General features: G+C 42.2%; 9 protein-coding genes, 9 tRNA genes, 4 rRNA genes and 1 other annotated feature. All 22 genes read right to left on the reverse strand.

The genetic code is table 11. The features are described from left to right. Positions 1–23: 23 nt before the first annotated feature. Positions 24–1412 (reverse strand): group II intron reverse transcriptase/maturase, encoded by a 1389-nt coding sequence (ltrA, locus tag B2C77_RS21165; protein ID WP_077701832.1) that lies wholly within the window; start codon positions 1410–1412, stop codon positions 24–26. Between the two features lie 460 nt (positions 1413–1872). Continuing rightward, positions 1873–2090: a binding site (T-box leader), on the reverse strand. Between the two features lie 45 nt (positions 2091–2135). Continuing rightward, on the reverse strand, positions 2136–3605 hold the full coding sequence (gene gltX, locus B2C77_RS21170) for a glutamate--tRNA ligase (protein ID WP_077706789.1): 1470 nt from the start codon (positions 3603–3605) through the stop codon (positions 2136–2138). Positions 3606–3906: 301 nt separating this feature from the next. Next, positions 3907–5004, reverse strand: a complete 1098-nt coding sequence (locus B2C77_RS21175) for a PIN/TRAM domain-containing protein (protein ID WP_073012680.1) — start codon at positions 5002–5004, stop codon at positions 3907–3909. A 209-nt stretch (positions 5005–5213) separates the two neighbouring features. Beyond that, positions 5214–6587: a DNA repair protein RadA gene (gene radA, locus B2C77_RS21180; protein WP_077706790.1), complete on the reverse strand. Its 1374-nt coding sequence runs from the start codon at positions 6585–6587 to the stop codon at positions 5214–5216. Between the two features lie 814 nt (positions 6588–7401). Next, positions 7402–9828: an ATP-dependent protease ATP-binding subunit ClpC gene (gene clpC, locus B2C77_RS21185; RefSeq protein ID WP_077706791.1), complete on the reverse strand. Its 2427-nt coding sequence runs from the start codon at positions 9826–9828 to the stop codon at positions 7402–7404. An 18-nt stretch (positions 9829–9846) separates the two neighbouring features. Beyond that, positions 9847–10911: a protein-arginine kinase McsB gene (gene mcsB, locus B2C77_RS21190; RefSeq protein ID WP_077706792.1), complete on the reverse strand. Its 1065-nt coding sequence runs from the start codon at positions 10909–10911 to the stop codon at positions 9847–9849. After that, on the reverse strand, positions 10908–11456 hold the full coding sequence (gene mcsA, locus B2C77_RS21195) for a protein-arginine kinase activator protein McsA (RefSeq protein WP_077706793.1): 549 nt from the start codon (positions 11454–11456) through the stop codon (positions 10908–10910). The genes mcsB and mcsA overlap by 4 nt, the downstream gene beginning before the upstream one ends. A gap of 14 nt (positions 11457–11470) precedes the next feature. Further along, positions 11471–11938 (reverse strand): CtsR family transcriptional regulator, encoded by a 468-nt coding sequence (locus B2C77_RS21200; protein WP_077706794.1) that lies wholly within the window; start codon positions 11936–11938, stop codon positions 11471–11473. Between the two features lie 630 nt (positions 11939–12568). Then, complete coding sequence (locus tag B2C77_RS21205; RefSeq protein WP_077706795.1) at positions 12569–13267, reverse strand: MgtC/SapB family protein; 699 nt, start codon at positions 13265–13267, stop codon at positions 12569–12571. Positions 13268–13778: 511 nt separating this feature from the next. Further along, positions 13779–13894 (reverse strand): 5S ribosomal RNA (rrf, locus tag B2C77_RS21210). Between the two features lie 157 nt (positions 13895–14051). Continuing rightward, positions 14052–16971 (reverse strand): 23S ribosomal RNA (locus B2C77_RS21215). A 238-nt stretch (positions 16972–17209) separates the two neighbouring features. Next, positions 17210–18774 (reverse strand): 16S ribosomal RNA (locus tag B2C77_RS21220). Between the two features lie 141 nt (positions 18775–18915). Next, positions 18916–18991 (reverse strand) — tRNA-Ala (locus B2C77_RS21225). Positions 18992–18998: 7 nt separating this feature from the next. Further along, a tRNA-Pro gene (locus B2C77_RS21230) sits at positions 18999–19075 on the reverse strand. 5 nt (positions 19076–19080) lie between these two features. Beyond that, positions 19081–19157: transfer RNA gene (locus B2C77_RS21235), tRNA-Arg, on the reverse strand. A gap of 3 nt (positions 19158–19160) precedes the next feature. Next, positions 19161–19249, reverse strand: a tRNA-Leu gene (locus B2C77_RS21240). A 7-nt stretch (positions 19250–19256) separates the two neighbouring features. Continuing rightward, positions 19257–19331: transfer RNA gene (locus B2C77_RS21245), tRNA-Gly, on the reverse strand. A gap of 25 nt (positions 19332–19356) precedes the next feature. Next, positions 19357–19441: transfer RNA gene (locus B2C77_RS21250), tRNA-Leu, on the reverse strand. Positions 19442–19457: 16 nt separating this feature from the next. Beyond that, positions 19458–19533, reverse strand: a tRNA-Lys gene (locus tag B2C77_RS21255). A 39-nt stretch (positions 19534–19572) separates the two neighbouring features. After that, a tRNA-Thr gene (locus B2C77_RS21260) sits at positions 19573–19648 on the reverse strand. Positions 19649–19650: 2 nt separating this feature from the next. Continuing rightward, a tRNA-Val gene (locus tag B2C77_RS21265) sits at positions 19651–19726 on the reverse strand. Positions 19727–19773: 47 nt separating this feature from the next. Beyond that, a 5S ribosomal RNA gene (rrf, locus tag B2C77_RS21270) occupies positions 19774–19889 on the reverse strand. Together the 16S, 23S and 5S rRNA genes with 9 tRNA genes alongside form the textbook arrangement of a ribosomal RNA operon. Between the last annotated feature and the right edge of the window lie 50 nt (positions 19890–19939).

Genomic DNA, 19939 nt, shown 5'->3' on the forward strand with positions numbered 1-19939 from the left:
CGTACCGTTCGGTATACGGCGGTTCAATAGTTTGAGTGTACGAACTGGTATTGTAGAGCGATGTCTTTATATCCTCTCGATGCCAGTTCTTTATCTGTTAATGAACGATGGAGTACATAACTACTGGATATAACCCAGTAGCCCTTTCTTGTATTCGACCATTCATAAGCTTTATGTTTATCGATACCTAAGCGAATTAGATTTTTCCTTTTTGTGCGTGGGTTTTTCCACTGCTTCCAGAGATATTGTCTAATTCTTCGCTTCAACCATCCATTGAGATTCTTTATAAATCCTTTCATTTCCCCTATGCCATAGTAGTTTATCCAACCTGTCATAAGTTGTTGGATTTCTTTAAGAATCACTTCGAGATGTCGTCCACGATTGCGTTTGGTGATCCGCTTGAGTTTCCTTTTGACGGTCACTTTCGCTTTATTATGCGGACGAATTTTGACACCCTTCTTCGTAGCTAATAAGCAGAAGCCAAGAAACTTACGTTTCAAAGGACTTCCAACCGCACTCTTTTCTCGGTTAACAGTTAAACTCAGATCCTTCTCAAGAAAGTTCGTTATATTATCCATTACCCGATATCCTGCTCTCCTGCTTTTCACATAGATATTACAGTCGTCCGCATAGCGGACGAATCTGTGACCACGCTTTTCTAATCGTTGGTCTAATTCATTCAGATAAATATTACTGAGTAACGGCGATAAGTTTCCACCTTGCGGCGTTCCTTCTTCCGATTTCTCAAAGATACCGTTTATCATAATTCCACTCAATAAATACTGTCTTACCAAGCGAAGCACGCGCTTATCATCTATCTGTTTTTCCACGAAATACATCAGTTTGTCATGATTTACCGTATCGAAGTAGGATTTCATATCCAAATCCACCACATATTTGTACCCTTGTTCGTAGTATGACTTTGCCCGTATGATGGCTTGATGTGCACTACGTTTTGGACGAAACCCAAAACTATTATCGGAGAACTTTGGTTCAAATATTGGTTGGAGCACTTGGTTAATCGCTTGTTGAAGCATCCGGTCGATGACTGTCGGAATCCCCAGTTTTCTCTTTCCACCGTCTGGTTTCGGGATTTCAACCCGCAGGACGGGTTGCGGTTTGTATTTTTCTTGATATAACTGGAGTAATAGTTCCTCTTTATGTTCCTTCAAGTATGGAAGTAGTTGGTCGCACGTCATACCGTCTACACCGGCTGCCCCCTTATTTCTGACGACTTGAAGGTAAGCTTGATTGAGATTGTTCCTTGACAGGATTCTTTCAAACAGATTGGATACACCATTTTGATTGTTCTTTTCACCATGTAAGCCACTATGCGCTTCGACATACCCTTCATGTTCCACACTATCTCTCTGCCGATAGCCAGATTCTCCTGTTTTCTGCAGTTGTCGCACCTTACACACCTCCTAGAGCTTTCAAAACGACTATTGTTCGGTCCTTCATGTTTCGTCAAGTAACATTACTATGACCTCTGCTGACTTCTTGTGATTCACCAAGACGTCATCGTCTTGGTTGTGCTGGTTTGTTATCATTCAACTCCCACTGCACCCTCACAAGACCTCCCCCGGTAAGAGCGAAAACTTTCCTCCCATGTAACTGCTAGATTTACTGTATAGGTTTCGGGCAGTATTGGACTTCAGTTTGTTAGGCAACCTTATCCGACCTAATTCAGCCTTCTATCTAGTTTCTGTTCGTCAGTTCAGGAGTTTGCGTCCGACTTCCTTCAGCCACTACCTCGCGATAGCCACCTTGTCTTTCGCTAACAGTTCCTACTGCCATGCCTGTAGTGGACTTTCACCACCAAGTTTTCGCCCATGCAGGGCGCACCTAAAAAAGCGTCTCTGGGTATGCATACTCAGAGACGCTTTCATGCGCGGTTCCACTCTGTTTGAAGGATAAATAAATTCCTTCCAACTTAAACTTATAACGGTAAGCGCCGCCGTTATGTACTACTATTCCACAACGGACTTCAGAGGAGCACTTCAAAAGCAATCCTAAAAACCACTTCCAGCCAAGGTGATTCTCTCTGTGTTAGTTTATTGCTTTTTACTTTCCCTCGTCATCGTTCCTTATTTATGTAATATTACTATATTACATTTTACGTAAGTTGTGAATCATTACGCTTTAAGTTTCTTTAATACAGCGTCTAAATGGCTAATGACGGTATCTTTTCCTAGTAGTTCAATTGCCATCGGTAATTCTGGTCCATGAGTTTGTCCCGTAGTAGCTACACGGATCGGCATAAATAGTTTCTTACCTCGATGCCCCGTTTCTTTTTGTGTTGCTTTAATCTGAGCTTTAATAGAGTCGGCTGTAAAATCATCCAAATGAAGGAGCTTATCTGTGAAGACTTGTAATACCTCTGGAACTTGCTCTCCTTCAAGAACTTCCCAAGCAGCGTCATCAAAGCTGAGCTCTTTAGAGAAAAACATCTCCGTTAATTCTACAATTTCTGCACCATAACGCAATTGCTCTTTGTATAATGCAATAACCTTCTCAACCCATTCCCTTGTCTCTTCATCCATATCGTTCGGCAGCTTTTCAGCCTTTACTAAATGTGGTAGTGCCAAGTCAATCACTTCTGAAAGGTCTGTCGCTTTTATATACGCATTATTCATCCACTTCAATTTATGACGGTCAAAGATAGCTGCAGACGTAGATAAGCGATTTGGATCAAAGATATCAATTAAAGTTGGCTTATCAAAAATTTCCTCTTCCCCAACCGGAGACCAACCTAGTAACGTAATAAAATTAAACAAAGCTTCTGGCAAATAGCCTAAGTCATGGTACTGTTCAATGAATTGAATAATATGCTGGTCACGCTTGCTTAATTTTTTCCGTTCTTCGTTAAGAATCAGTGTCATATGGCCAAATTTTGGCGGCTGCCAACCAAATGCATCATATATCATCATTTGTTTTGGAGTATTGGAAATATGTTCTTCTCCTCGTAATACGTGCGTAATTTCCATTAGATGGTCATCAATAGCTACGGCAAAGTTATACGTCGGAATACCGTTTTTCTTTACAATAACCCAATCACCAAAATCACTAGATTCAAATGTAATATCGCCTCTTACCATATCATTAAATGTATATGTCTTATTTTCAGGAACTCGCATACGGATGCTTGGTAAACGCCCCTCCTCTTCAAAGGCTGCGATTTGTGCTTCCGTTAAATCACGATGGGCGCCAGAATATTTTGGAACTTGGCCGTTAGCGCGCTGTTGCTCTCTTTCCGCTTCAAGCTCCTCCTCTGTCATATAGCATTTGTATGCCAAGCCTCTTTCTAACAGCTCGTCCACATATTTTTGATAAATATCAAGACGCTCCATCTGACGGTACGGACCGTAATCGCCACCTACATCAGCGCCTTCATCCCATTCAACACCTAACCATTTTAAAAACTTTAGCTGGCTTTCTTCGCCACCTGCTACGTTTCGTTTCTCGTCTGTGTCTTCAATGCGAATAATCATTTTTCCATTGAAATGTTTTGCATATAAGTAATTAAATAATGCTGTACGTGCGTTTCCGATATGCAAATGACCTGTTGGACTTGGTGCATAACGTACTCGAACCTGATTTGTCATGGCTCTTCCCCTTTCTACAATCAAACATGAATTAGATAAATTTAGCTTACCGCCAACTCTTTATGGCGGAATAACGCCGTTGTTTTTCTTATTCTATAAACCTTAAAACTGTATACTTTCCTAAAATAAAATGAATCATACTCCTATGTTTTAGAGACTTAAAATGTGATACAGGAGATTTTTTGTATGACAGCGCCTTGCTTTTAAATTCTATATTAAATTATACGGTTCTTGCTCGTATAACAAAAGTGATAACAACCATTGTTATCACTTTTGTTCATCCTTTATATGTTATACCTTTTTACAGTGCTTTTTCAAGTAATTTTGGTTTTGCAAATATCATTCGTCCAGCAGACGTTTGCAAGACACTCGTAATTAGCACTTCGATTGTTTTGCCGATATAGTCTCTACCTTCTTCCACAACAATCATGGTTCCATCATCAAGGTAAGCGACCCCTTGATTATGTTCTTTCCCATCTTTTATAACATGTACGGTTAATTCTTCCCCAGGCAGGACAACAGGCTTCACAGCATTCGCCAAATCATTAATGTTTAATACAGACACACTTTGCAAGTCACAAACTTTATTCAAGTTAAAGTCATTGGTTACAACGATACCATCAATTACTTTAGCCAATTTGATTAATTTGCTATCCACCTCATGAATATCTTCGAAGTCCCCTTCATAGATTTCCACTTTTACAGGTAAATCTTTCTGGATCCGATTTAACACGTCTAAACCTCTACGTCCACGGTTTCTCTTTAATACATCAGATGAATCAGCAATATGTTGCAGCTCGCCAAGTACGAATTGCGGAATAACAACCGTTCCTTCCAAGAAGTTCGTTTGGCAAATGTCAGCGATCCGTCCATCAATAATGACACTTGTATCCAATATCTTTGCTTTAGGTTGTATGGTTGTATTTGTTACATCACTTTCTGGGATTTTTCGCTTTTCTTTTTCCTTACGATTCATATTAAATAAATTGACAATATCTTCACGACGGCGAAAACCGACTTGAAAACCTAGATACCCTAATATAATCGTTATAAATAATGGAAGAACTTGTGAAACTAATACATTAAGATCTCCCAAAGGTATGGTGATTAAATACGCGATAATTAAACCAGCCATCAAACCTAACGTCCCTGAAAATAAATCACCAGCAGGTAGACGAATAAGTGCTTCCTCTATCCATTTTAAAAACCCTACAATATAATCGACAAGCCAATATGATATGAGAAAGAAAATAATAGCACCGATCGCCATTCCTATATAGGGAGAGAACATCCAATTAGCATCGGCAATATTTAATAAAGCTAAAAACAAAGGAACATAAAGATAACCTATAGTTCCTCCTAAAATAATGAAAAACAAATGCACAATCTTTTTCATCAGCAATGCCACCTCCTAACTTATATTATTGCCTAAGATGAAAAAAAATAATCCTTGAATAATATTTATAATGAAATAATTTCCATATGATAGTTTATAAACTTCCAAGTAATGAACAATCCTTTAAACGTTGGAGTAAATAAGCATTTTCAAACGCCCTTATCCTACAAACCTTTCATTTATACTTCTTACTAATGAAATAAAAACAAAACTTATCTACTTACCCCGATTTGTAATGCTTCTTGCACCGTGTTTACACCGATAATTTCGATGTTATTTGGCGTTGTCCAACCTCCCAAATTATTTTTAGGACAAATAACGCGTTTAAATCCTAGTTTGGCAGCTTCTTGAACACGTTGTTCAATGCGAGATACCCGTCTTATTTCTCCCGTCAGTCCGACTTCCCCAATAAAAATATCTTCCGGCTTTGTTGGTTGATCACGGAAGCTAGAAGCAATACTAACAGCAATTGCTAAATCAATGGCAGGTTCATCAAGTCTAACACCACCAGCAACTTTAATATATGCATCTTGGTTTTGCAGCATTAAACCGACACGTTTTTCTAACACTGCCATCAGTAGTGGAACACGGTTCTGATCTACTCCTGTCGCCATTCTACGAGGGTTACCAAACGCTGTAGGAGAAATTAATGCCTGTATCTCTACCAATACTGGTCTTGTTCCCTCCATAGAAGCTACGACGGTAGACCCCGAAGCTCCTTGTGAACGTTCTTCCAAAAATATTTCTGAAGGGTTTAAAACTTCGCGTAGCCCCGCTTCCTTCATCTCAAAGATGCCCATTTCATTCGTACTACCAAACCGATTTTTCACACCTCTTAAAATACGGTACGTATGATGACGCTCCCCTTCAAAATATAGCACAGCGTCCACCATATGCTCTAAAAGCCTTGGGCCAGCAATCGTCCCCTCTTTCGTCACGTGTCCCACAATAAAGATGGGTATTCCATTCGTTTTAGCAATTTTCATCAATTCAGATGTACATTCTCTTACTTGAGAAACACTGCCCGGTGCACTAGTAATCTCTTCACGATAGACCGTTTGAATGGAATCAATAACGACAAATGATGGTTTTATTGCTTCGATTTGATTTGCTATATCAAGTAAACTTGTTTCTGCTAACACATATAACTCGTCGGAAGTTACACCTAAACGATCAGCACGCAACTTTGTCTGTCTCGTTGATTCTTCCCCGGAAATGTATAAAACAGACAGACTTTTATCTGCCAATTGAGATGATATTTGTAATAATAGGGTAGACTTTCCAATCCCTGGATCACCACCAACTAGAACGAGAGAGCCTGGCACAATGCCGCCGCCGAGCACACGGTTAAACTCTTTCATATCTGTTGTCACTCTCGGTTCTTGTTGTGATTTAATTGCTGTAATTTTTTCAGGCTTTCCTACTGACCTATTACCTGTTTGAAAAGCTTGCTTTTGTCTCCCACCAGTAATTTCAATCTCTTCTACAAACGTATTCCAATTATTACAACCAGGACACTTGCCAAGCCATTTTGCTACTTCATACCCACAATCCTGACAAACAAATTTCGTTTTACGCTTCGCCAACCTATCACTACCCCTTCACTTATCTATTATATACGATTTTAGCAACCATAAAGTTACAGGTTCCTATCAATTTGAATAGGAATTCCATAGTCGTGCCACAAATCTTCCCTATTTCATACTGCTTAAAGCTAAAAATGGATTCACTTTTTTCGAAAAGACACTTCTTGTTGCTTCAATTTACTTAAAAGCAGCGTTTTGTTATTCGAAAAACTTGGCTATCGCCAAAGTCTTTATCCGCTTATACTATAAACCTTAAAAAATTTATACTTTCCTATAGTATAAAAAACTCGCCTGCGAGTGCTTTCGCGATTTTCCTAACGCAAGTCATCTTTTGCTTTTCACCAATTCTTTATATAGAAAGCATTCGTTTTGCTTATACGATAAGCCTTAAAATTTTATGCTTTCTATTGCTTATTTTTATTAGTTTAACATATTTTGGCGTTAAAAGAATGATTCTCATCATCTATATTATTGCAACATAGCAGGACGTTTTCCCTAAACCTATCTATCTTATTACAACAACTTTACTTATCGACAAATCTTTCGCATAAGCCTTCGTTTTTCTTATACGATAAAACCTTATACTTTTCTATAGTACAAATTAGGTCATATTTGTTTCTTAGAATAATACTTCTTTTCTTTTTGTAAATAAATTTCTTAAAGCATTAATTTGGTTCTAAATAAACAATCCTTTCGTGAAGCTACCTCCTCACGAAAGGATTGGTTTGTCAGAAAAACTTGGCTATTAACAAGTCTTTATGGCGATGACCATGGCTGCCGCTTTCCGTTACTACTTATCATCATATAGATAAGACTAAGGAAGTATAATAAATTCTCCTTTATTGTTTAAACCAATTTTTACTTTTTGACCTTTTTCAATTGTTCCTTTTAAAAGCTCTTCAGACAATAAATCCTCTACATTCTTTTGAATCGAGCGACGAAGCGGTCTTGCTCCATATTCAGGATCGAAACCTTCATTGGCAATCTTTTCAATTGCCTTATCTGTTAGCGAGAACTCGATATCTTGTTCTTTTAAACGTTTTTGCAGTTGTTGAATCATTAGCGTTACAATCTGCTTCATATGTTTTTTCTCTAAGGAATGGAAAACAATTGTTTCATCTATACGGTTTAAAAATTCTGGTCGAAATGCTTTTTTTAGCTCTTCCGTTACTTTTGATTTCATATTTTTATAATCCTGGTCTTCTTCCCCTAAATTAAAGCCAACATATTTATTTCGCTTTAATTCGCTCGCACCAACATTCGATGTCATAATTAATACCGTATTACGAAAATCGACCACGCGACCTTTGGAGTCGGTTAAACGACCATCTTCAAGAACTTGTAATAAGATATTGAACACTTCCGGATGAGCCTTTTCTACTTCATCTAAAAGCACAACGGAATACGGTTTTCTACGGACTTTTTCAGTTAGTTGACCGCCTTCTTCATATCCTACATAGCCAGGAGGTGGGCCAACTAAACGAGAAGTAGCATGCTTTTCCATATACTCCGACATATCAATTCGAATCATGGCATCCTCATCCGCAAACATGGCTTCCGCTAAGGCACGAGCTAATTCCGTTTTCCCAACCCCTGTTGGTCCTAAAAATATAAACGAACCAATTGGGCGTTTCGGATCTTTCAACCCTGCTCGAGCTCTACGGATTGCTTTAGAAACGGCATTTACAGCTTCTTCTTGACCGATTACTCGATTGTGAAGGATCTCCTCCATGTTAAGCAAACGTTCGCTCTCATCCTTCGTTAGTTTTGCTACAGGGACACCCGTCCAGATAGATACAACACTCGCAATGTCTTCTACTGTAACCTCCGTATCGGTTTGTCCTTGCTTTTCTTTCCATTTTGTCTTCGTCTCAGCTACTTCTTCACGTAACCGTTGCTCGGAATCACGAAGCGATGCGGCTTTTTCAAACTCTTGACTTTGTACAGCTGCATCCTTTTCCTTACGAACCTCTTCCAACTTATGTTCTAATTTCTTCAGGTTTGGTGGTACAGTATAGGATTTTAAACGCACCTTCGATCCTGCTTCATCAATTAAATCAATCGCCTTATCTGGTAAGAACCGGTCAGTTATATAACGATCCGATAGATTAGCAGCTGCTTCAATTGCTTCATCTGTTATCGTAACACGATGATGTGCTTCGTAACGATCACGTAAGCCTTTTAAAATTTGGATCGTTTCTTCCAACGTTGGTTCATCAACTTGAATAGGCTGGAATCTGCGCTCAAGCGCTGCATCTTTTTCAATATATTTACGATACTCATCTAATGTCGTAGCACCAATACACTGTAACTCACCACGGGCAAGTGATGGCTTTAAAATATTTGACGCATCAATCGCACCTTCTGCCCCACCAGCGCCAATTAAAGTGTGCAATTCATCAATAAATAAGATAATGTTACCAGCTCGACGAATTTCTTCCATTACCTTTTTCAAACGATCTTCGAACTCACCACGATATTTTGTTCCTGCCACAACCGTTCCCATATCTAGCGTCATCACGCGCTTATCTCGTAATGTTTCTGGTACTTCATTTTGAATAATTTGTTGTGCAAGCCCTTCTGCAACCGCTGTTTTTCCTACACCAGGCTCGCCAATTAATACAGGGTTGTTTTTCGTACGGCGACTTAACACTTGAATAACCCGTTCGATTTCCTTACTACGTCCAATAACTGGATCAATATTGCCTTCTTTGGCGCTCACCGTTAAATCACGTGCTAACGAATCAAGTGTTGGGGTATTCGCATTGGATTGTTGCGCACGCCCCTGACGATTTGCTTGCGATTCATTACTACCTAAAAGCTGTAAAACTTGCTGTCTAGCTTTGTTCAGGCTAACCCCTAAATTATTTAAAACTCTAGCAGCAACGCCCTCTCCTTCTCGGATAAGCCCTAATAGTATGTGCTCTGTGCCAACATATGAATGCCCAAGCTTACGTGCTTCATCTTGGCAAAGTTCTACCACTTTTTTCGCACGTGGTGTATAGTGAATTGTTTGCATTGGCTGTTTCCCTACGCCAATTAGTTTTTCCACCTCTTCTTGAATTTTGGAAATCTCCAATCCAAGTGATTGTAATGCTTTTGCAGCAATACCTTCTCCTTCGCGGACAAGTCCTAGTAAAATATGTTCTGTCCCGATATTATTATGCCCTAATCTTACAGCCTCCTCTTGGGAGAGTGCGAGTACTTTTTGTGCTCTTTCGGTAAAACGTCCAGACATCATATATTCGTTTCCTCCTATCTATTCCTCTAATTGCAACCGCTGACGAATAAGAGAAGCTCGCAATTGGTCACGTTCACTTGCTGCTAATGTTTTTTTGGCATAGTGCTGTAAAAATCCTGGTTGAGTCAAAATCATTAGTTCATTTAAAATATTTCTTGATACATTTTTCAATAAACCTACATCAATACCTAACCTTACATTGGATAAGCATGTTGCAGCCTCTTTTGATTCTAAAATTCTTGCATATGCCAATACACCATAAGAACGAAAAATTCGATCTTCCAACTTCTCTTTCGATTGCTCCATTATCCGATGTCTCGCATAACGTTCCTGTTCAATTAATTGCTTCACAACACTTTGCAAATCAGCAACGATATCCTCTTCTGATTTTCCAAGCGTAATCTGATTAGATATTTGAAAAATGTTTCCTTGCGCTTCACTACCTTCGCCATAAATACCTCGTACAACGAGACCTAACTGGTTAATTGCTGGTATCATGCGATTGATTTGTTTTGTTAAAACTAACGCGGGCAAATGCATCATAACAGAAGCACGCATTCCAGTTCCTACATTCGTCGGACAACTTGTCAAGTAACCTCGTTTTTCATCAAAAGCATAATTGATTTTTTCTTCTAGCCAATCATCAAATTCGAATGCTTGTTGCAGGGCCTCTGCTATTTGAAAACCTGGGAAATAAAGTTGCAAGCGAATATGGTCTTCTTCATTGATCATAAGAGATACTTGCTCATTTTCAGAAATAAGCACAGATGCAGCTTCAGATTGCTTTGCTAACAACGGACTAATCAAATGTTTTTCGACTAATACACGTTTTTCAATAGCGGATAGATCACGAATGGATACAAATGCTAAATCTTTATACACTCCATAAGTTTGTCCTTCATACTTTTCTTGAAAAAAACTCCTTATTTCCTCTAACTCTTTTGGATCAGCAGCTATTGGATAAGGTATATTAGCAAAATTTCGAGCAAGGCGAATACGGCTACTTAAAACAATATCGCTATCTGGACCATCTTTCCGCATCCACGGGCTAATCGCTTCATTCATAAATTGCTGCAATGTCATGATTGATCACCTGCCTCTGCCTGACCGTCATCTTGATTTAAAGCTTTAATTTGATCTCTTACTTTTGCTGCTTCTTCAAATTCTTCATTCTCAATTAACTTTTTCAAATGCAGTTTTAAATCTTCTAGCTGTTTTTTCTTATGCAAATCTCCACCTTGTCGTTTAGGGATTTTCCCATTATGCTTTACATTCCCCGCATGGACTCTTCGAAATATCGAGTCTAAACGATCGTTAAAAGTTTCATAACAAACAGCACAGCCAAATTTTCCTACTTGCTTAAATTGAGAAAAAGTCATTTCGCATTTTGGACATTGTAAGTCCTTTGTCTGATGATAACTTTCCGTGTGTGGATTTGACAAGCTGGAGGTGTCAAAATTAAATAACCCAGAAAGTAAATGATGTAGCGAATATCCATCTTCTGAATAGTTCATATACCCTTTATCCTTCGCACAAACATTACAAACATGAACCTCCATTTTTTGCCCTTGAATCACTTGTGTGAAATGAAGGGTTGCAGGACGTTTGTGACATTCTTGGCATTGCATGTTCACACTCCCCTTTATTTATTTAAATACTTAAGCGTTGTAAGCATGGATGTTAATACGCGTGCACGAATTTCATCTCGTAAAGGCAATTGGAATGGAAGCGTCGTTCTTTCAATAGCGCTTAACATAATCTTAGCCTCGCGTTCCGTAATTAACTCTTCTTCAAGTAACCTTTCTAATATACCGACTGCTTTTTGCTGAGATACAGATGGATTAATCATTTCAATAATTTCATCAATCAACTTGGACTCTTCTTGGTGAATAACCCGCATAATTCGAATAAAACCACCGCCACCACGCTTACTTTCCACAATATAACCTTTTTCAGCAGTAAAGCGTGTATTAATTACATAATTAATTTGTGAGGGGACACATTGAAATTGGTCAGCTATCTCACTTCGTTTAATTTCAATTACATTCTTCCCTTTTGATTGAAGGATTTGCTTCAAATAACTTTCAATTATATCTGATATATTACCCATATGCCCACCCCCTTTTGTATAGAGTAACGGTTTTGACTTTGACTATCTTTGACTATACTTTTATTATACGGGAATTTAAAGAAGATGCAAATACAATACTATGTTTATTGTAGACAAAAATAACTCATAAAAAACACATAATAAAAAAACCTTCTATGAATGGGAATTTCACGACAAAAGTCTTTTTATTACGACAAACCGTATTACCATAGAAAACTTGACTTATCGTCAAGTCTTATGGCGGAAACCGTATTTTTGCTTATAATATATTAAAAAATCCGACACATTCCTATAGTGTAAAAAAGATTTTGCCAAACATTTTAGAATTTTGAAAGGTACGCCTTTTTTATATAAAAGAAACGGACGTAATTCATTCGAACGAGTATCGCCCATTTTTATACCTCGTTATTAGGAATTCCCCTGTTTGTTTTTCTCTATCTAACCTTTCTTAAACAACAGTTTGACCTGTTCCTAACCTTCCGCCGATATTTCAACAACTTGGCTTATCGTCAAAATTTTAAGAATAAAATTCACACTTTGCTACAACGTAAAAAAAGATGAGTATTCCACTATCTGGAGTTCCCATCTTATACGAACACTTTTAAATACATCCTTATAACTATATGCTTTTTATTTTAATTCAGTAACATTTCTAACATGGTTAATACGAGAAATTTCATCAAATAAAGTTAGACGTTCTGCATTCGTTATTCCTTCTGTATTAATAAAAATATTACGGTAATTATTATCTGATTTTGATATTTCTACTTTTTTAATAGAAACGTAATGGTTGTCAAACACTGCAACCACCTCATTTACGGGCAAGTCTGGGAGTGTAACGATTTGAATAACGTGGGAAACTTTTCCTTTTTTAAATAGGCGTTCAAAATTATTAAGGAATATAAGGCTGAGTAATATTATTGCAGTTGTTACTACTGCTGCCCCATACATACCAACACCTACTACCAGACCTAACCCTGCAACTGTCCAAATAGATGCAGCTGTCGTTAAACCTCTTATCGTGCCACCATATACAATGATGGTACCAGCACCTAAAAACCCAATTCCACTTATCACATACGAAGGTATTCTTGCAGGGTCAAAACGGATATTCTCGTAATGCTCTAGAAAAAATTCAAATCCAAATAAAGAAAGTAGCATCATTAGACAAGAGCCAACGCCTACTAAAATATGGGTGCGAAATCCAGCTGAATGATTTTTTAACTCCCTTTCAAACCCGATTAATCCAGAAAGGCATAATGCGATAAGTAAACGAGTTAAAATAACATAAAAATGATCCCCCAATAGTTCATTGATTATTTCTTTCATACTAAATCCCCCAATTGTTAATAAATATAGCCTTTTATTTTATATATATGTGAACAAGATGAGGTTTATTTTTAATGAAGCCCTAATTAAATTAAACTTGTTCTTATTTCAAGAAGAAGTAGGAACTATGCGTTTCCTAATAATAATCAATATCCGCAAGAAGTATGATCTAAGAAGCTAGCTATATGTTGGTTTAAGTGGAGTGGATCGGTTACACTTTTTCAGCATACAATCTCTCCTCTTACTAACAAGAGTTGATATTGAAATAACTTTGGCGCAAGCGCCCGTTTAGCAACATAGCGAGTGGAACGAATCAACGGAGATAAAGGATTCATGTCCTCGCCATGAACCGATGATAACTTATCGTAAGGCAATTCGTGAAGTCCATGGACGCTGAATCCAGACGTGGCTAATCAGTTATTTCCTTATCCTTAAGCATCTTTTATCCTTTCTTATTTTATAAAATAAAAAAACTGACCATCTTTTTGATGAATCAGCTTTTTTGCTAATCGCCTGGCGGCGTCCTACTCTTGCAGGGACAAAGTCCCAACTACCATCGGCGCTGGAGAGCTTAACTACTGTGTTCGGCATGGGAACAGGTGTGACCTCTCCGCCATTACTACCAGGCAAAGTTGCTATCTGTTATGTTGTGCTTCAAAGAGGCACAAATCTTATTATAATCGTTTTTGTGAAAAAATCAAGATCTTTGTTGAAAAAAGTCATTTTTTCCTTGTTACCTTGAAAACTAAATAAGAGATCATTCAACGTACATCTACCAAAAAGGTTAGTTAAGTCCTCGATCGATTAGTATTCGTCAGCTCCACGTGTCACCACGCTTCCACCTCGAACCTATCAACCTCATCATCTCTGAGGGATCTTACTCACTTATAGTGATGGGAAGTCTCATCTTGAGGGGGGCTTCATGCTTAGATGCTTTCAGCACTTATCCCTGCCACACGTAGCTACCCAGCTATGCTCCTGGCGGAACAACTGGTACACCAGCGGTGTGTCCATCCCGGTCCTCTCGTACTAAGGACAGCTCCTCTCAAACCTCCTGCGCCCACGACGGATAGGGACCGAACTGTCTCACGACGTTCTGAACCCAGCTCGCGTACCGCTTTAATGGGCGAACAGCCCAACCCTTGGGACCGACTACAGCCCCAGGATGCGATGAGCCGACATCGAGGTGCCAAACCTCCCCGTCGATGTGAACTCTTGGGGGAGATAAGCCTGTTATCCCCGGGGTAGCTTTTATCCGTTGAGCGATGGCCCTTCCATGCGGAACCACCGGATCACTAAGCCCGACTTTCGTCCCTGCTCGACTTGTAGGTCTCGCAGTCAAGCTCCCTTCTGCCTTTACACTCTGCGAATGATTTCCAACCATTCTGAGGGAACCTTTGGGCGCCTCCGTTACCTTTTGGGAGGCGACCGCCCCAGTCAAACTGCCCGCCTGACACTGTCTCCGGACCGGATTACGGCCCTGGGTTAGAAGGTTCGTACAGCCAGGGTGGTATCCCACGGTTGCCTCCACGTAAGCTAGCGCTCACGCTTCGATGGCTCCCACCTATCCTGTACAAGCTGTACCAACATTCAATATCAGGCTACAGTAAAGCTCCACGGGGTCTTTCCGTCCTGTCGCGGGTAATGCGCATCTTCACGCATAGTATAATTTCACCGGGTCTCTCGTTGAGACAGTGCCCAAGTCGTTGCACCTTTCGTGCGGGTCGGAACTTACCCGACAAGGAATTTCGCTACCTTAGGACCGTTATAGTTACGGCCGCCGTTTACTGGGGCTTCGGTTCTACGCTTCGCACCGAAGTGCTAACGCTTCCCCTTAACCTTCCAGCACCGGGCAGGTGTCAGCCCCTATACTTCGCCTTTCGGCTTCGCAGAGACCTGTGTTTTTGCTAAACAGTCGCTTGGGCCTATTCACTGCGGCTCCTCCTTAAAGGAGCACCCCTTCTCCCGAAGTTACGGGGTCATTTTGCCGAGTTCCTTAACGAGAGTTCTCCCGCTCACCTTAGGATTCTCTCCTCGCCTACCTGTGTCGGTTTGCGGTACGGGCACCTATGAACTCACTAGAGGCTTTTCTTGGCAGTGTGAAATCCGGAACTTCGGTACTCTATTTCCCTCCCCATCACAGCTTGAAATTGTCGAACGGATTTGCCTATCCGACTTTCTCACTGCTTGGGCGCACACGTCCATCGGTGCGCATTCCTTATCCTACTGCGTCCCCCCATCGTTCAAACGTTCATGAGGTGGTACAGGAATATCTACCTGTTGTCCATCGCCTACGCCTTTCGGCCTCGGCTTAGGTCCCGACTAACCCTGAGAGGACGAGCCTTCCTCAGGAAACCTTAGGCTTTCGGTGAAAGAGATTCTCACTCTTTTTTCGCTACTCATACCGGCATTCTCACTTCTAAGCGCTCCACCAGTCCTCACGATCTGACTTCTCAGCACTTAGAACGCTCTCCTACCATTGTTCGTAAGAACAATCCGCAGCTTCGGTGATACGTTTAGCCCCGGTACATTTTCGGCGCAGAGTCACTCGACCAGTGAGCTATTACGCACTCTTTAAATGGTGGCTGCTTCTAAGCCAACATCCTGGTTGTCTGGGCAACTCCACATCCTTTTCCACTTAACGTATACTTTGGGACCTTAGCTGGCGGTCTGGGCTGTTTCCCTTTCGACTATGAACCTTATCACCCATAGTCTGACTCCCAAGGATAAGTAGCTGGCATTCGGAGTTTGACTGAATTCGGTAACCCGATGAGGGCCCCTAGTTCAATCAGTGCTCTACCTCCAGTACTCTTTCCTTGAGGCTAGCCCTAAAGCTATTTCGGAGAGAACCAGCTATCTCCGTGTTCGATTGGCATTTCACCCCTACCCACACCTCATCCCCGCATTTTTCAACATACGTGGGTTCGGGCCTCCAGTCAGTGTTACCTGACCTTCACCCTGGACATGGGTAGATCACACGGTTTCGGGTCTACGACCGCATACTATATTCGCCCTGTTCAGACTCGCTTTCGCTACGGCTCCGTGTCTTCCACTTAACCTTGCATACGATCGTAACTCGCCGGTCCATTCTACAAAAGGTACGCCGTCACCCATTAACGGGCTTCGACTACTTGTAGGCACACGGTTTCAGGTTCTATTTCACTCCCCTCCCGGGGTGCTTTTCACCTTTCCCTCACGGTACTGGTTCACTATCGGTCACTAGGGAGTATTTAGCCTTGGGAGATGGTCCTCCCGGATTCCGACGGAATTCCTCGTGTTCCGCCGTACTCAGGATCCACTCCGGAGGAGATTCTTTTTCGATTACAGGGCTGTTACCTTCTTTGGCCGACCTTTCCAGATCGCTTCATCTAAAGAATCTCTTGATAACTCCAATGGAGTGTCCTACAACCCCAGAAGGCAAGCCTTCTGGTTTGGGCTAATTCCGTTTCGCTCGCCGCTACTCGGGAAATCGCGTTTGCTTTCTCTTCCTCCGGGTACTGAGATGTTTCAGTTCCCCGGGTATGCCTCTTCTACCCTATGAATTCAGATAGAAGTACTGCTCCATTACGAGCAGCGGGTTCCCCCATTCGGAAATTCCTGGATCGATGTCTACTTACGACTCCCCAGGACATATCGGTGTTAGTCCCGTCCTTCTTCGGCTCCTAGTGCCAAGGCATCCACCGTGCGCCCTTATTCACTTAACTAATCTTACATTTTTATCTATGAATAAGCATATTGCTTTTCAGTTTTTGGTTTGATGTCGTTGTTACTCTTATTTAGTTTTCAAGGTACAAGCTTCCACAGGATGTGGTGACTTCTGTGTTCGTCACAGGACGTGACGGGTTTTAACAGAAGATCCTTCTATCTCATCCTTGAGAGACAAGCATTTACTCTCTCAAAACTGAACCAAACAACCAAGTATGTTTCCTTCATAATCCTTAGAAAGGAGGTGATCCAGCCGCACCTTCCGATACGGCTACCTTGTTACGACTTCACCCCAATCATTGGTCCCACCTTCGGCGGCTGGCTCCAAAAGGTTACCTCACCGACTTCGGGTGTTACCAACTCTCGTGGTGTGACGGGCGGTGTGTACAAGACCCGGGAACGTATTCACCGCGGCATGCTGATCCGCGATTACTAGCGATTCCGGCTTCATGCAGGCGAGTTGCAGCCTGCAATCCGAACTGAGAATGGTTTTATGGGATTTGCTTGGCCTCGCGGCTTCGCTGCCCTTTGTTCCATCCATTGTAGCACGTGTGTAGCCCAGGTCATAAGGGGCATGATGATTTGACGTCATCCCCACCTTCCTCCGGTTTGTCACCGGCAGTCACCTTAGAGTGCCCAACTAAATGCTGGCAACTAAGATCAAGGGTTGCGCTCGTTGCGGGACTTAACCCAACATCTCACGACACGAGCTGACGACAACCATGCACCACCTGTCACTCTGTCCCCGAAGGGAATGCCCTATCTCTAGGGGTGTCAGAGGATGTCAAGACCTGGTAAGGTTCTTCGCGTTGCTTCGAATTAAACCACATGCTCCACCGCTTGTGCGGGTCCCCGTCAATTCTTTTGAGTTTCAGCCTTGCGGCCGTACTCCCCAGGCGGAGTGCTTAATGCGTTAACTTCAGCACTAAGGGGCGGAAACCCCCTAACACCTAGCACTCATCGTTTACGGCGTGGACTACCAGGGTATCTAATCCTGTTCGCTACCCACGCTTTCGCACCTCAGCGTCAGTTACAGACCAGAGAGTCGCCTTCGCCACTGGTGTTCCTCCACATCTCTACGCATTTCACCGCTACACGTGGAATTCCACTCTCCTCTTCTGTACTCAAGTCCTCCAGTTTCCAATGGCCCTCCACGGTTAAGCCGTGGGCTTTCACATCAGACTTAAAGGACCGCCTGCGCGCGCTTTACGCCCAATAATTCCGGACAACGCTTGCCCCCTACGTATTACCGCGGCTGCTGGCACGTAGTTAGCCGGGGCTTTCTGGTTAGGTACCGTCAAGGTGCCAACCTATTCGAATGGCACTTGTTCTTCCCTAACAACAGAGTTTTACGATCCGAAAACCTTCATCACTCACGCGGCGTTGCTCCGTCAGACTTTCGTCCATTGCGGAAGATTCCCTACTGCTGCCTCCCGTAGGAGTCTGGGCCGTGTCTCAGTCCCAGTGTGGCCGATCACCCTCTCAGGTCGGCTACGCATCGTTGCCTTGGTGAGCCTTTACCTCACCAACTAGCTAATGCGCCGCGGGCCCATCTGTAAGTGACAGCATATGCCGCCTTTTAACATTGCGTCATGCGACGCTTTGTTTCATCCGGTATTAGCCCCGGTTTCCCGGAGTTATCCCAGTCTTACAGGTAGGTTGCCCACGTGTTACTCACCCGTCCGCCGCTCGTTCCACAAGCGTCACTCCCGAAGGAGATCTGCTTGCTTCCCGCGCTCGACTTGCATGTATTAGGCACGCCGCCAGCGTTCGTCCTGAGCCAAGATCAAACTCTCCATAAAAGTTTGTGATGATGAACACCGTTCTTCATCATTCTTAGCTTCTTCTGAGATTTCTCTCAGTTTATTTCTTAAGAAAAACAGGGTTTGTTTTTCCTTGACATACTGGTTGTTTTGTTCAGTTTTCAAAGAGCAAATATATTATGGTGGAGCCTAGCGGGATCGAACCGCTGACCTCCTGCGTGCAAGGCAGGCGCTCTCCCAGCTGAGCTAAGGCCCCGAAAAAATGGTCGGGAAGACAGGATTTGAACCTGCGACCCCATGGTCCCAAACCATGTGCTCTACCAAGCTGAGCTACTTCCCGTAATATGGCGCGCCCGAGAGGAGTCGAACCCCTAACCTCTTGATCCGTAGTCAAACGCTCTATCCAATTGAGCTACGGGCGCTTATGGTGCCGAGGGCCGGACTCGAACCGGCACGGTAGAAACCTACCGCAGGATTTTAAGTCCTGTGCGTCTGCCAATTCCGCCACCCCGGCTTGGCTTTGGAGCGGAAGACGGGATTCGAACCCGCGACCCCCACCTTGGCAAGGTGGTGTTCTACCACTGAACTACTTCCGCATAAATACCAAACTTCGAACTTTTGTGGTGCGGGTGGAGGGAGTCGAACCCCCACGTCCGAAGACACTAGATCCTAAGTCTAGCGCGTCTGCCAATTCCGCCACACCCGCAATATTAAATGTGTAATGGTGAGCCATGGAGGATTCGAACCTCCGACCCTCTGATTAAAAGTCAGATGCTCTACCGACTGAGCTAATGGCTCGTATGCTTTTATGATACAGTATATTATCTCTAGGCTAAATGGTGCCGGCCAGAGGACTTGAACCCCCAACCTACTGATTACAAGTCAGTTGCTCTACCAATTGAGCTAGGCCGGCAATGGTGGAGGATGCAGGGCTCGAACCTGCGACCCCTTGCTTGTAAGGCAAGTGCTCTCCCAGCTGAGCTAATCCTCCAAATACCACAATACTGGTCGGTGTATACTGAATTGAAAATGTACATCGCCTGGCGGCGTCCTACTCTTGCAGGGACAAAGTCCCAACTACCATCGGCGCTGGAGAGCTTAACTACTGTGTTCGGCATGGGAACAGGTGTGACCTCTCCGCCATTACTACCAGGCAAAGTTGCTATCTGTTATGTTGTGCTTCAAAGAGGCACAAATCTTATTA

The sequence above is a fragment of the Virgibacillus dokdonensis genome (assembly GCF_900166595.1).
In the GTDB taxonomy this organism is placed as follows: Bacteria; Bacillota; Bacilli; order Bacillales; family Amphibacillaceae; genus Virgibacillus; species Virgibacillus dokdonensis.